The 12,792-nt window shown below is 71.5% G+C and carries 13 protein-coding genes and 1 tRNA gene; 10 read left to right on the top strand and 4 right to left on the bottom strand.

From position 1 onward, the window contains the following. Window positions 1–126 precede the first annotated feature (126 nt). From GXW74_RS01395 to GXW74_RS01380, 4 genes are all read left to right on the top strand, one after another. Window positions 127–1,056 (top strand): AraC family transcriptional regulator, encoded by a 930-nt coding sequence (locus GXW74_RS01395; RefSeq protein WP_211844471.1) that lies wholly within the window; start codon window positions 127–129, stop codon window positions 1,054–1,056. A 222-nt stretch (window positions 1,057–1,278) separates the two neighbouring features. Further along, the gene (locus GXW74_RS01390; protein WP_211844470.1) at window positions 1,279–1,608 is read left to right on the top strand and encodes a hypothetical protein; all 330 of its coding nucleotides are present in this window, start codon (window positions 1,279–1,281) and stop codon (window positions 1,606–1,608) included. Window positions 1,609–1,674: 66 nt separating this feature from the next. Next, window positions 1,675–2,433, top strand: coding sequence for a hypothetical protein (locus GXW74_RS01385; RefSeq protein WP_211844469.1), 759 nt, complete (start codon window positions 1,675–1,677; stop codon window positions 2,431–2,433). A gap of 1 nt (window position 2,434) precedes the next feature. After that, window positions 2,435–2,686 carry a GlsB/YeaQ/YmgE family stress response membrane protein gene (locus GXW74_RS01380; protein ID WP_211844468.1) on the top strand — a complete coding sequence of 84 codons (252 nt, stop codon included), beginning with the start codon at window positions 2,435–2,437 and terminating at the stop codon, window positions 2,684–2,686. 118 nt (window positions 2,687–2,804) lie between these two features. Here GXW74_RS01380 and GXW74_RS01375 read toward each other — a convergent pair whose 3' ends face one another. From GXW74_RS01375 to GXW74_RS01360, 4 genes are all read right to left on the bottom strand, one after another. After that, window positions 2,805–2,972, bottom strand: a complete 168-nt coding sequence (locus GXW74_RS01375) for a hypothetical protein (RefSeq protein ID WP_211844467.1) — start codon at window positions 2,970–2,972, stop codon at window positions 2,805–2,807. Further along, on the bottom strand, window positions 2,969–3,235 hold the full coding sequence (locus GXW74_RS01370) for a hypothetical protein (RefSeq protein ID WP_211844466.1): 267 nt from the start codon (window positions 3,233–3,235) through the stop codon (window positions 2,969–2,971). Before GXW74_RS01370 ends, GXW74_RS01375 begins: the two co-directional genes overlap by 4 nt. Window positions 3,236–4,229: 994 nt before the next feature. Next, window positions 4,230–4,319: transfer RNA gene (locus GXW74_RS01365), tRNA-Ser, on the bottom strand. A gap of 120 nt (window positions 4,320–4,439) precedes the next feature. Then, a complete protein-coding gene (locus GXW74_RS01360) occupies window positions 4,440–5,840 on the bottom strand; it encodes an MmgE/PrpD family protein (protein ID WP_211844465.1) in 1,401 nt (466 codons plus the stop codon). Window positions 5,841–5,946: 106 nt separating this feature from the next. Between GXW74_RS01360 and GXW74_RS01355 the strand changes: the two genes are divergently transcribed. The 6 genes from GXW74_RS01355 to metG all read left to right on the top strand — a co-directional run bounded on the left by GXW74_RS01355 (window position 5,947) and on the right by metG (window position 12,788). Beyond that, window positions 5,947–6,972 carry a lytic murein transglycosylase gene (locus GXW74_RS01355; RefSeq protein WP_211844464.1) on the top strand — a complete coding sequence of 342 codons (1,026 nt, stop codon included), beginning with the start codon at window positions 5,947–5,949 and terminating at the stop codon, window positions 6,970–6,972. Continuing rightward, a complete protein-coding gene (locus GXW74_RS01350; protein WP_338148103.1) occupies window positions 6,969–7,838 on the top strand; it encodes a septal ring lytic transglycosylase RlpA family protein in 870 nt (289 codons plus the stop codon). The genes GXW74_RS01355 and GXW74_RS01350 overlap by 4 nt, the downstream gene beginning before the upstream one ends. Window positions 7,839–7,868: 30 nt before the next feature. Continuing rightward, complete coding sequence (locus GXW74_RS01345; protein ID WP_211844463.1) at window positions 7,869–9,077, top strand: D-alanyl-D-alanine carboxypeptidase family protein; 1,209 nt, start codon at window positions 7,869–7,871, stop codon at window positions 9,075–9,077. 43 nt (window positions 9,078–9,120) lie between these two features. After that, window positions 9,121–9,747 carry a dTMP kinase gene (gene tmk / locus GXW74_RS01340; RefSeq protein ID WP_211844462.1) on the top strand — a complete coding sequence of 209 codons (627 nt, stop codon included), beginning with the start codon at window positions 9,121–9,123 and terminating at the stop codon, window positions 9,745–9,747. A 325-nt stretch (window positions 9,748–10,072) separates the two neighbouring features. After that, window positions 10,073–11,080 (top strand): DNA polymerase III subunit delta', encoded by a 1,008-nt coding sequence (locus GXW74_RS01335; protein WP_211844461.1) that lies wholly within the window; start codon window positions 10,073–10,075, stop codon window positions 11,078–11,080. A gap of 133 nt (window positions 11,081–11,213) precedes the next feature. Continuing rightward, a complete protein-coding gene (gene metG / locus GXW74_RS01330; protein WP_211844460.1) occupies window positions 11,214–12,788 on the top strand; it encodes a methionine--tRNA ligase in 1,575 nt (524 codons plus the stop codon). Window positions 12,789–12,792 lie beyond the last annotated feature (4 nt).

Genomic DNA, 12,792 nt, shown 5'->3' with positions numbered 1-12,792 from the left:
AGCAATCCACTTCGCGAAGAACCATGGCTCGCGGAGCTGGACGCGATAGGGCCGCCGCCGCGAAGCGCGCCCGCCCGACGCGCACGGAGGTGGATACGGACCCATCGTCCCGCCTAAGGTGCCGCCATGCCGAGCCACGTGACCACGACCATGGTTGTCCCCGGCGGGACGGGCGTCCTGACCGAGAGCGTCGAGCGGTTCCAACTCCTCGACGGCCTCCGGGGCCGCCTCGGTATCCGCTCGGCGAGGCTGGGCGAGGTCACCATCGCCCGGGTGCGCTCGACCGGCCACGACATCGTCTCCCGCAACAGCGGCGTCGTCGCCTTCATTGCCCCGATCCGCGGCACGCTGTCGGTCGAAGCCGGCGGCAGGGTTCTCGAAACGCGGGCCGGCGCGGCATCCTACTTCCGGCCCGGGCGTCGCGTCGCGATGGTCCGCCCGCCCGGCGCCGCCACCTTCGAGGCGATCGGCGTGGTGGCCCCCCGCGGCGACCGGCGGGCTGCCGGCAGCGAAAGCCCGCCGGGCGTCCTGTTCCCCTCCGCCGCGGCGGATGCCCGTGCCAGGGCCCTGGAGGGCTACATGCGCTTCCTGCTCGGGGAACTCGCATCTAACGACAGTCCGCTGCACGGCAAGGGGGCCGTGCGCGCCTCGGAAGCGCTGATCCTGAATCTTCTCGCCGAATTCGATCTGTCTCCCGGCTTTGCCGGCGTGCGTCGCGTTTCCACCTCCGAGGCGCATGTCCGCCGCGCGGAGGAGATCATCCGCGCCCGATCGGACGAGCCGCTGACGCTCGACGGCCTCGCGCTCGAGGTCGGCGTGGGTCTGCGTGCCCTGCAGGCGGCCTTCCACGACCGCCGGGGCACGACGCCGCGGGCGATGTTGACTGCGACGCGGCTCGAACGCGCGCGGGAGCGACTGCTGCTCGATCATCCGGTGCCGAGCGTGGCGGCCGCTGCGTTTCTCAGCGGCTTCGTCCATCTCGGTCGGTTCGCGGCCGCTTATCGAGGCCAGTTCGGCGAGACGCCGTCCGAGACGCTGCGGCGCCGGCGGGGATAGGCCGACCGGGGCGCCACGCGTGCCACGCGGGCGGGCGCGTCCTGGCTGCGATGTTCGCCGCATGCGTCGCGGATCGGATGGGGTCTTCGCGATCCGGATTGCTGACGCCCGCCGATCTTCACGGAGTGCATCGCAGATCGGATGTTTCTTTCGCGATCCGGATCGCGAATACGCCCGAGAGTGGGCACCATGTCGCGGCGTTACATACCGAAGGGATCATCCATGAGCCTCCGTGTCGTTCTCGCTGCGCCGACGCTTCTTGCTCTGCTCGGCCTTTCGGCCTGCGGCGGCTCGCCGCCCCCCGCCCACACGCCGCCGCCCGCCGCGTCCGCGCCGGCGCCGGCGCCGGCACCGCAGTTCGCCGATCTGCAGGGCGCGCGCGCGTCCAGCGGCGAGGGCGAGATGGAGCGGCGCGGCTTCAGCCTCGCGCGCCGGCAAGGCCTCACCCAGTTCTGGCTGCATGAAGGCTCGCGCACCTGCGTGCGCACGGTGACCGGCGGAGGGCGCTACACATCGGTCACCCAGGTGCCGATGACGAACTGCCCGACCTGACGGTGACGCCGGCCTCGCCGCGCGCGCGAGGCCGGCCTGCGGATGCGATGCTGGAAGGGAAGCTCCATGATGCGGAAGATCTGGCTCGCCGTGCTGGTCAGCCTCGTTGCACTCGCCCCGGCGGCGTGGGCGGCCGAGGTGCGGGTGGTCCATGTCCACTTCGCCCATGGCGCGAGCGGGGCGACCCTCTCGGGCCATGTCGCGGGGCGGGAGGCGGTGCACTACCTTCTCGGGCTCTCGTCCGGGCAGATGCTGCGGGTCGTTCTCCATACCGGGAACGACGCCGTCGCCTTCAACGTCTTCGAACCAGGCCATGTGCCGGGGCGTGACAGCGCGCTCTACATCGGCGAGACCGGCGGACCGCGGATGGAAGTGCGCACGGCGCATAACGGCGACTACCTGATCCAGGTGTTCCTCAACCGCGCCGCCGCGCGGCGCGGGGAGAGGGCGAACTACCGGATCGAGGTCTCGGCGACCGGTGGCGCCGCGACCGCGCCGACCCGGCCTCACGACGCGACGGTGCCGGGCACGACCTTCCATGCCACGGGCCACATCCCTTGCGCCCGCCATGCAGGCCAGCCGGTCGCGCAGTGCCGGTTCGGTGTCGAGCGTACGCGCGGGCGTGGCAATGGCCAGGTGACGGTGTTCTGGCCAGACGGGGGCAGCCGGGTGATCTACTTCGAGGATATGACACCGGTGCGTTACGATGAATCACAGGCCGATGCCGGTGCGCGCATGACAGTCGGGCGCCAGGGCGACGACTTCCACATCCGCATCGGTGGGCAGCGATTCGTGATCCCTGAAGCTGTCATCACGGGAGGCTGAGATGGATCTCTTGACCATCCTCGTCTGGATCGTGATCGGAGGTGTGGCCGGGTTCCTGGCGAGCACGCTGGTCCGAGGCGGCTCGCTGGGGCTGATAGGCAATATCGTCGTCGGCATCCTCGGCGCGGTGGTGGCGGGATGGCTTTTGCCGGCCGTCGGGGTCGGCCTGGGAAGCGGAATGCTGGGCGTGGTCCTGGCAGCGACGCTCGGCGCGGTATTGGTCCTGGTCGTCATCCGGATCGTGCCGCGATGAGATTCTCCCGCTTCACAGTGTCACCACCTCCACCACCTCGCTGCCTGCGCTCCTACGACTTCTCGTAGGAGTGCTCGCAGCCTCCGCCTGGATATCCATCCAGCACCCCGCCGCCATTTCAGCCGCGGCAGCGCACCATCACAAACCCACGCCGCAAGGTGGGGGCCAGACGACGGTTGCCATGAGCCGAGGCCGGCCGGCTGCGCCACGCGTCGTAGCCGGAGGACGAGACGCCGAGCACACGGGCCATGGTGGCGATCGGGAAATCGGCCTGGTGCGCGCTCATGAACTCGAAGACCCGTTCGGGGTCCTCTCCCTCGCGAACCAGGCCGCCGCCTTTGCCAAGATGTCACGCTCCTGGCGCAGGCGATGGTTCGCACGCTGGAGCTTCGCCAGTTCCTCGCGCTCCGGACTGCTCACGCCGCCGTCCTTGCGGGCGACGCCATCGCGCTCGGCCGGCCGCACCCAGTTCCAGATCGACTGCGCCGTCGGCTCGAACTCGCGCGGGAGGTCCTCCGGCGTTCGCCCCGATCGGACCAACTCCACCATCTGCCGCCCGAACTCCGGCGGCTAGGGCACCCTGAATTTCGGCATCTTGGACACCTCCGTCTCAAGCCTCGGGGTGTCCGCGAAACCGGGTCAACTCCAACTTCAGCGTGCCGCCATCTGACCCCCCGAGTCCTTACGCCAGCGCAGAGCATCCCCAGCCGTCCTGCCGAGACGCGCGCATCTCGACTGCCACTCGCATCGGCGCGCTCGCCGCCAGGGCGAGCCGGGCGCCAAGGTCTCCGCGCCGCTCCCGCCGCGATGCGGCGCCGGGCGGCACCGCCATGGCACGCGCGAGCAAATGGCGAGGGGCCCGAATGCGGCAACGGTCAGGGCACGGCCGAGGTTCGGCCACAGGCGTCCGGATTTGAGGCTCCGGCCACCGCGCATCCGGACGAGCGCCAAACCCGTGCGAGTCTATACCCCGCCACAAGCCGATGCCGCGGCGGCTGATCCGGCCGAAACCGGCCGCCGAGGTCGGTTCACCGGCTTCCAGCAATGCGTCCTGACGGTCTGAGCTGGCGTTCTACGCATAGCATTCCGATCTCGCCGTACGCGGTATTGCACCGGCGTTCCTCCGCGAGGGCGGCAATAGGACGGACCGTGAGCCGCCGTCCGAGCGCGGCCGGCGAATCCAGCCGTGCATGCCCGGGGAGCCCTGCACGGCGCCTGCCGCTTCGCGTGGCTGGCGCAGCGGCATCACCCGCTCCGGGCCCCCGCAACCCCGACCGGCTGCATGTGGCTGCGATCTGTGCGGGAGTGGTCTTCCGTCACCATGCGAGGACGGCCGGCTCCACCGGGGCTTTCAGGCGCTTGGTCACGGTCAAGACGCAACGTGTAACGGGGGGGGGGGAGGGAGGATGGTGCCGCAAGCCTTGCCCGAAGGGCAGGGGCCTGCCTTCGGACGTGACCGTGCCCCACCTCGCATCGAATGTGGGAACTACCGTGGGAATGGCCGAGCGACCTCGGTCCAATCCGGTGATTTCGCTAGCTAAAATGGCGGAGCGGGTGGGATTCGAACCCACGAAACCCTTGCGAGTTCGCCAGTTTTCAAGACTGGTGCCTTCAACCACTCGGCCACCGCTCCACGTGCCCTGGGCGTGCGGTCCTGGCCCGCAAGCGGGGCATCAGGATCGCCGCTCCGGACCTCCCGGCAACCCGGGCGGCCGGAGTTGCTCCCCTCCGGCCGGGCGCTCCCCCTTACCCCTTACTCGCCGGCGAGGCGTGCCGCCATCATCGGCGCGCCGAGCCGCAGCATGCCATGCACGTCCGCGGCCTTGTCGAGGTTCAGCACCGCATCGGCAAGTTGTCTCGCGCGATCCGCCCCGAGCACCGCATCGGCGAGGCCATGGAACTTCGCGCGCAGCTCCGCCTCGGTCAGGAAGTTCGCCGGCTCGCCCTTCGGGATGTTCACCTTCTTCACGAAGGTCTGGCCGCGCGCCTTCACCGTCAGCTTGCCGGACATGAAGGCGGGGAAGTCGGCCTCCACCTCGGCATCCTCCTGCGGCAGGATCTTCTTCATCAGCCCGCGCAGGTCGGCATCCTGCAGCCAGGCGTAGCTGTCCCAGCCGAAATGCCCGCGCGCCAGGGCGCAGGCCACCACGAAGGGGCCGCTGAACTGGCCGTCCACGATGTTCTGCGGGTTCTGCTTGTACTGCGTCGGCGCGCCCACCAGCAGCATGCCCTTGTTGGGCAGGCCCATGGTCACGGACTCGATCTCCTCGGTCTTCAGGCCGAGCTCGGCGCGCAGCGCCAGCGCCGCGTCCACGTTGGCGTGGCCGTAGCGGCAGGACGGATAGGGCTTCACCGCCGTCTCCATCAGCTCCCATGCCGTGCCGAGATCCTGCAGCGCGCGCTCGGGCTTCGGATTGGGGGCATAGGCGCGCAGGAAGCCGGCGCGGCCTTCCAGCGCCTCGCCGGCGCCGCGGAAGCCCTCGCGCGCGAGCGAGGCGGCGGTCAGCCCGTTCAGCGCCGACCAGCCGACCTGGAAGCGCTTCGTCCATGCGCCGTTGTTGAGGAACTGGAGGCTGCCCGCCGCCTGGGACAGGGCGATGCCGAAGGCGTCCTCGACCTGCGCCGCCGAAAGCCCGAAGACCCGCGCCGCCGCCGCCGCCGCGCCGAAGGCGCCGCAGGTCGCGGTCGGGTGGTAGCCGCGCTCGTAGTGGTCGCCGCCGGGCAGGGAGAGGGCGAGCCGGCAGGTCACCTCATAGCCCGCGACGATCGCCGCCAGCACGGTGCGGCCATCCGCGCCGACCATCTCGGCGGCGGCGAGCGCGGCCGGAATGACCGGCGCGCCGGGATGCAGCGTGCCTGCCGCGTGGGTATCGTCGAAGTCGAGCGAATGCGCCGTGGTGCCATTGACCAGCGCGGCCCCGGCCGGGGTGTAGCGGGCCGAATCGCCGAACACCGCGGCGGAGCCGGCCGCGAGGCCCAGGGCCCGCACCGCGGCGAGCAGCGGCGCCGTGCTCTCGGCATCGTGACGTCCGCGCAGCATGTTGCCGACCAGGTCGAGCACCAGGAAACGGGTCCGTTCCTGCACTTCGGAGGGCAGGGATTCGAGGCGGATCGCGGCGGTGAAGGCGGCGAGTTCGCGCGTGACGGCGGCCATGGCGTTGTTCCTCCGGGTATGCGACGGACCTTAACATCCCGGACGAAGGCGCCAAGGCATGCATCTGCCGTTTGCATCCGCCCCGCGCGCATGGCACCCACCGCCCATGATCCCGCGCCGCCTCTTCCTCGCCGCTGCGCCGCTCGCCGGCTGCGCCGCCGCCAATCCGCCGGCCGCGCCGGTCGCGACCGCCCCGGCACCCGAACCGGCGCCGATGGTGGAACCGGTCTCCTCCGTCCCCTTCGACCGCTTCGTGGAAGGGGTGAAGACCGAGGCGCGCCGCCGCGGCGTCTCCCAGACCACCCTGGCCGCCGCCTTCGCGGGCGTACGGCCCAACTCCCGCGTCATCGAGCTCGACCGGCGCCAGGCGGAAGGCGGCCTGCCCTGGGAGGATTACCGCGACCGCATCATGGTGACGCCGACGCGGATCCAGAACGGCCAGCGGCTCTATCGCGAGAATGCCGAGCTGCTGCGCCGGATCGAGGGCCGCTACCGCGTCTCGCCCCGCGTCATCGTCGCGATCTGGGGCGTGGAGACCAATTTCGGCGGCAATACCGGCGGCTTCGGCGTGGTCGAGGCGCTGGCGACGCTGGCCTGGGAGGGCCGCCGCGCCTCCTATTTCCGCAACGAGCTCTTCGCCGCGCTGAAGATCCTCGAGGACGGGCACATCCGCCCCGATCGCATGCGCGGGTCCTGGGCCGGCGCGATGGGGCAGCCGCAATTCATGCCCTCCAACTTCGAGCGGCTGGCGGTGGATTTCGACGGCGACGGGCGGCGTGACATCTGGGACAGCCGGGCCGATGCGCTCGGCTCCATCGCCCACTATTTCCAGCGCAACGGCTGGCGGGACGGCGAGCCCTGGGGGCGGGAAGTGCGCCCGCCGCCGGGCTTCAGCCTCTCCGGCGCCGACACCGAAAGCCGCCGCCCGCTGCGCGACTTCGCCCGCATGGGCTTCCGCGACGCCAACGGCAACCCGCTGCCGGCCGACGGGCCGGAGGCGAGCATCGTCCTGCCGAGCCGGGGCAGCGGCCAGGTCTTCCTCGGCCATCACAACCTGCGCGTCATCCGCCGCTACAACTCGCCGGTGAACTACGGCCTTGCGGTCGGGCTGCTGTCGGACCGGGTGGGGTGAGGGGGGCCGCATTCCTCCTCGCGCTGCTGCTGGCAGGCTGCGGGGGCGGGGCCGCGCGCTACACGGTCGGCGAGCCCTATCGCATGGGCGGCGTCTGGTCCTACCCGCGCGAGGATTTTTCGCTGGTCGAGACCGGGCTCGCCGCGCGGCATGCGGGGCCGGGCTGGGGCGGCCAGACGGCGAACGGCGAAGCCTGGAGCGACGGTCGCGCGCTCGCCGCCCACCGCACGCTGCAACTGCCCGCGGTGGTGCTGGTGACCAACCTCGAGAACGGGCGGTCGCTCGCGGTGCGGGTGAACGATCGCGGACCCGTCCAGCCCGGACGGGTGATCGGGCTCTCGTCCCGCGCCGCGGCGCTGCTCGGCGTGCCGGAGGGCGGCACGGCACAGGTGCGCGTCGCGGTGGATGGCGACCGCAGCCGCGCGCTGTCCGAGGCGGTGCCCGGCCGCGCGGCGACGACGGTTCCGATCGAGACGGCGCCGCGCGCCGCGGTGGCGAGCGAGAGCCTGGCTCCGCCGCCCGGCGCCCGTGCGGCCGGCACGGTGGCCGCCGCGGTCCCGGTGCGCCAGGCCGCGGCGGAGGTGACGCCCGTCGCCGCTGCCGACCTCGCGTTGCCCGAAACGGTGACCCAGGGCGCCCCCCATCCCGGGCGGCTGTACGTCGAGGCCGGCACGCTCTCCCGCCCCGATGCTGCGGCGCGGCTGGCGGCCCGGGTGCCGGGGGCGCGGGTCGAGGCCTTCGGGCCGCGGCGGGACCAGCAGTACCGCGTGCGCCTCGGTCCCTTCGCCGATGCTGCTTCGGCCGACGCCGCGCTTGAGCGGACTCTGGCCGCCGGCGTATCCGGTGCGCGCATCCTGGTGGACTGACATGGCCGCCGATTCGAGGGAGTTGCGGACATGACCGATCGCCGAGCCCTGCTGGGTGGCGCCGTCGTGGCGGTGCTGGCGCCGGCGCTGCCGGCCCCCGCTCTGGCACAACGCCAGCCGCGCCGGCCGGCCGCCCCAGCGCGCCCGCCCGGCGCGCCGGCCGATACGCCGCTCGGCCCGCTCGACGTGGCGGCGCGGCAGGCGCTGGTCATCGACTTCGCCACCGGCGCGGTGCTGCTCGAGAAGAACGCGGACGAGCGGATGCCGCCTTCCTCCATGTCCAAGCTGATGACCATGTACGTGGTCTTCGAGCAGTTGAAGGCCGGGCGGCTGCAGCTCGACCAGTCGCTGCCGGTGAGCGAGCGCGCCTGGCGCATGGGCGGCTCCAAGATGTTCGTCGACCTCGGGTCCCAGATCCGGGTCGAGGACCTGATCCGCGGCGTCATCGTGCAGTCGGGCAACGACGCCTGCATCGTGCTCGCCGAGGCGATCAGCGGCAGCGAGACCCAGTTCGCAGAATTGCTGAACGAAACCGGGCGGCGGATCGGCCTGCAGAACAGCACGTTCCGCAACGCGACCGGATGGCCGGACCCCGAGCACCGGATGACCGCGCGCGACCTCGGGATCCTCGCGCGGCGCATCATCACCGATTTCCCCGACTACTACAGCTACTACAACGAGCGCTCCTTCCGCTTCAACAACATCACCCAGGAGAACCGCAACCCGCTGCTGGCGCGCGTTGCCGGGGCCGATGGGCTCAAGACCGGCCACACGGAGGAAGCGGGCTACGGCCTGACCGGCAGCGCCAGGCGCGGCGACCGCCGCGTCATCCTGGTGGTCAACGGGCTCACCTCCATGCGCGCCCGTGCCGAGGAGAGCGAGCGCCTGATGGAATGGGCCTTCCGCGAGTTCGAGGCGGTGGTGCTGTTCCGTGCCCAGGACACGATCGAGGACGTGCCGGTCTATCTCGGCGAGCGGTCGAAGGTGCCGATGGTCGGCGGGCGCGACCTGGTGCTGACCCTGCCGCGCCAGTGGCGGCGCAACCTCCAGGTGCGGCTGCGCTACCAGTCGCCGCTGACCGCGCCGGTGGCGCGCGGCCAGCAGATCGGCGAAATGCTGGTGGGCGGGCAGGGCGTGCCGGAGATGACCATACCGCTCATGGCCGGGGCGGATGTCGAGCGGCTCGGTATCGTCTCCCGCATCCCCGCGGTGGTCGGGCGCTGGGTCTTCGGCTCCTGAGTGGCGGCTTCCGTCCGGAGGCGGAGCGGGCGATCCTCGCGGCATGACGCAACGCGGCAGGTTCATCACCCTCGAAGGCGGGGAGGGGGCGGGGAAGTCCACCCAGGCGAAGCGGCTGGCCGCGGCGCTGGCGGCGGCGGGCCTGCCGGTGCTGCGCACCCGCGAGCCGGGCGGCACCCCGGGGGCCGAGCGCATTCGCGACCTGCTGCTCGGCCATGGGCCGTGGGACAGCGTGGCGGAGGCGATGCTGCATTTCGCCGCGCGGCGGGAACACCTGGTCGGCACGATCCGGCCGTTCCTCGAATCCGGCGGCTGGGTGGTGTGCGACCGCTTCGCGGATTCGACGCTCGCCTACCAGGGCGCGCAGGGTCTGAAGCGCGAGGTCTGGGCGCGGCTGGCGGAGGTGGCGCTCGAAGGATTCGCGCCGGACGTGACGCTGGTGCTGGACCTGCCGGTGGCGGCGGGGATGGCGCGCGCGGCGGCACGCAGCGGCGCCGATCGCTACGAGCGGATGGACGAGGCGTTCCATGCGCGCGTCCGCGAGGGCTTCCTGGCGATCGCGGCCGCCGAGCCCGCGCGTTGCGCGGTGGTGGACGCGTCGCGCGCGGCGGATGTGGTGTTTGACGACATGGTCGGGCTGCTGCGCGAGCGCGTCGGGGCAAGGCTGTGATGGTGCGGCGGTTGCGAGGAGGGGCGGCGCTGCGTCGGCTCGGCGATCGGCGAGGGTATTGGAGGGGCTCTGCCCCTCCAAGCCACCCCGCCAAAGGCCGAAAGGCCTTTGGGAACCGTCACCTGGCACCGCGCGGCAGGGTCGGAAGGAGCGTCGAAGCCCGCCCCCGCGCACGACGCGGGCCGTGCCGGTCCGGAATGGCCTTCCCGTCCGGCGCCAGGTCATGGTTCCCAGAGGCCTTCCGGCCTTTGGTGGGGTGGTGCGGAGGGGCAAGGCCCCTGCGGCCTTCATCGAGGACCGGCGCGCCAGCCATCCCGGTCATGCCATGACCGCGCCGGAACCGCGCGCCAACCCTGATCTCGTCGGCCACGAGGACGCTGCCCGCACCCTGGAGGCCGCCGCCCGGTCCGGCCGCCTGCATCATGCCTGGCTGTTCTGCGGCCCGCCCGGCATCGGCAAGGCGACGCTCGCATGGCGCTTCGCGCGCTGGCTGCTGGCAGGGATGCCGGCGGGCGCCCCGCCGCTCTTCGTGGACCCGTCGAGCGCTGTCTTCCGCCGCGTCGCCGCCGACACCCATGCCGACTGCTTCACGCTCGAACCGAACACCGGCGAGCGCGGCACCAAGCGCATCCTGCGCGTCGAGGATGCGCGGGAGGCCGTGCGCTTCCTGACCCAGACCGCCGCCGAGGGCGGCTGGCGCGTGGTCGTGCTGGACGAGGCGGAGCGCGCCGACCAGGCGGCGGTGCAGAACACGCTGCTCAAGACGCTGGAGGAACCACCGCCGAAGACGGTGCTGCTGGTGGTCTGCTCGGCGCCGCAGCGGTTGCTGCCGACGATTCGGAGCCGCTGCCGGCGGCTCGACCTCAACCCGCTGCCACCGGCGGAGATGGCGCAACTGCTCGCCCGGTTGCTGCCCGACATGCCGAGGGGCGAGCGCGAGCGGCTGGCGACGGTGGCGCAGGGCTCGCCGGGGCGCGCGGTGGCGCTGGTCGAGGCCGGCGGCCTCGAACTGCAGGCGATGGTGGAGACGACGCTTGACGCGCTGCAGATGCCCGAGCCGCCGCGTGACCATGCACTGGCCGACCGGCTTGCCTTCGACCGCACGGGGGGCGCCTTCGGCATCTTCATGGGGCTGTTGCGGGGGGCGATCGCCGCGGCGCTGCGCGAGGCCGCGCGCGGCAGGCCGGCGCCGCCCTGGCTCGCCCGCCATCCGCTTGCCGTGTGGGCCGCGCTGTGGGATAGGCTCGGCCACCTCGCGGACGACACCGAGCGGTTGAATCTCGACCGCAAGCAGGCCGTGCTGACGGGCCTTTCCTGGCTCGCGCGACCCTGAGCGGAGCGCTGCGGAGCGTTTTCGGGTCGGGCGGGCGCGCCTGACGACCAGGGAAGCGCGACAAGACAATGTTCCGGAGCGGCGCCGGCCTGCAGGGGCAGAGCGGAAGCTCTCCGGTCCGGACCGGACAGCGATGGCGAAGCCCAGAACCTACCTCACGACCCCGATCTACTACGTCAACGACAAGCCCCATATCGGGCATGCCTACACCTCGCTCGCGACCGATGTGCTGGCGCGCTTCAGGCGGCTGGACGGGCACGAGGTCTTCTTCCTGACCGGCACGGACGAGCACGGACAGAAGGTGGAGAAGGCGGCGAAGGACGCGGGGGAGGACCCGCAGGCCTTCACCGACCGCGTCAGCCAGGCCTTCCGCGACCTGACCGTCACGATGGGCTTCTCCAACGACGACTTCATCCGCACGACCGAGCCGCGCCACAAGGCGGCCTGCGTCGCGCTGTGGAAGGTGCTGGCGGAGCGCGGCGAGATCTACCTCGGTGACTACGAAGGCTGGTACGCGGTTCGCGATGAAGCATTCTACGGCCCGGACGAGCTGACCGAACGCGACGGCGTGAGGTATGCACCGACCGGTGCACCGGTGGAGTGGGTGAAGGAACCCTCCTACTTCTTCCGCCTGTCGAAGTGGCTGCCGGAACTGCTGCGCCGCTACGACCTGCCGGAAGGGCATCCGGAGCGCATCGACATCGAGCCGGAAAGCCGCCGCAACGAGGTCCGCGCCTTCGTCGCGCAGGGTCTCAGGGAATTCGGCGAAGGATCCCCGAAGCTCGATCTTTCCGTCTCGCGCACCTCCTTCACCTGGGGGGTGAAGGTGCCGGGGGACGAGAAGCACGTGATGTATGTCTGGGTCGACGCCCTGACGAACTACATCACGGCCGCGGGCTATCCCGACACGTCGAACCCGCGCTGGGCCTTCTGGCCGGCGGATGTGCATTTCGTGGGCAAGGACATCGTCCGCTTCCACACGATCTACTGGCCGGCGATGCTGCTCGCGGCGGGGCTGCCGGCGGCGAAGCGCGTCTTCGCCCATGGCTGGTGGACGAACGAGGGCCAGAAGATCAGCAAGTCGCTGGGCAATGTGATCGATCCGGTGACGCTGGTGGAGGAGTACGGGCTCGACCCCGTGCGCTACTTCCTGCTGCGGGAAGTGCCCTTCGGACAGGACGGAGACTTTTCCCGCAAGGCCCTGATCAACCGGCTGAACGGGGAACTGGCGGATGCGCTGGGGAACCTCGCCAACCGGACCCTCTCGCTGATCCAGCGGAACTGCGAGGGGAAGCTGCCGGCCGAAGGCGATGCCGCGGTCGGCGGCGCGCTGCTGGCCGGCGTGCAGGCCCTGCCGGGCCAGGTGCGGGACCGGCTGGACCGCCAGGAATTCCACCTGGCGCTGGAGGCGATCATGGCCTCGGTGCGGGACGCTAATGGTTACATCACCCAGGAGGCCCCCTGGGCGCTGAAGAAGACCGATCCGGTGCGGATGGCCGCGGTGCTGCGGCACCTGCACACCGCCCTGCGCTGCCAGGCGACGCTGTTGCAGCCCTTCATGCCGGAAACCATGTCGGCGCTGCTCGACCAGCTCGCGGTGCCGGCCGAGGCGCGCGACATCGCCGCGCTGGAGGCGCCGCTGCCGGGGGGCACGCCCCTGCCGCCGCCGGCGCCGCTGTTCCGCAAGATCGAGACGAAGGCCGCCTGAGACC

Origin of the sequence: Neoroseomonas eburnea (assembly GCF_018129005.1) — a bacterium.
Classification (GTDB): domain Bacteria; phylum Pseudomonadota; class Alphaproteobacteria; order Acetobacterales; family Acetobacteraceae; genus Neoroseomonas; species Neoroseomonas eburnea.
This window is presented reverse-complemented; position numbering and strand designations above follow the sequence as displayed.

Coding starts and splice junctions, on each gene's coding strand:
- metG (WP_211844460.1), top strand. CDS start 11,214: ATGGCGAAGCCCAGAACCTACCTCACGACCCCGATCTACTACGTCAAC.
- GXW74_RS01380 (WP_211844468.1), top strand. CDS start 2,435: ATGGATCTCTTGACCATCCTCGTCTGGATCGTGATCGGAGGTGTGGCC.
- GXW74_RS01335 (WP_211844461.1), top strand. CDS start 10,073: ATGACCGCGCCGGAACCGCGCGCCAACCCTGATCTCGTCGGCCACGAG.
- GXW74_RS01395 (WP_211844471.1), top strand. CDS start 127: ATGCCGAGCCACGTGACCACGACCATGGTTGTCCCCGGCGGGACGGGC.
- GXW74_RS01345 (WP_211844463.1), top strand. CDS start 7,869: ATGACCGATCGCCGAGCCCTGCTGGGTGGCGCCGTCGTGGCGGTGCTG.
- GXW74_RS01360 (WP_211844465.1), bottom strand. CDS start 5,840: ATGGCCGCCGTCACGCGCGAACTCGCCGCCTTCACCGCCGCGATCCGC.
- GXW74_RS01390 (WP_211844470.1), top strand. CDS start 1,279: ATGAGCCTCCGTGTCGTTCTCGCTGCGCCGACGCTTCTTGCTCTGCTC.
- tmk (WP_211844462.1), top strand. CDS start 9,121: ATGACGCAACGCGGCAGGTTCATCACCCTCGAAGGCGGGGAGGGGGCG.
- GXW74_RS01385 (WP_211844469.1), top strand. CDS start 1,675: ATGATGCGGAAGATCTGGCTCGCCGTGCTGGTCAGCCTCGTTGCACTC.
- GXW74_RS01370 (WP_211844466.1), bottom strand. CDS start 3,235: ATGGTGGAGTTGGTCCGATCGGGGCGAACGCCGGAGGACCTCCCGCGC.
- GXW74_RS01375 (WP_211844467.1), bottom strand. CDS start 2,972: ATGAGCGCGCACCAGGCCGATTTCCCGATCGCCACCATGGCCCGTGTG.
- GXW74_RS01355 (WP_211844464.1), top strand. CDS start 5,947: ATGATCCCGCGCCGCCTCTTCCTCGCCGCTGCGCCGCTCGCCGGCTGC.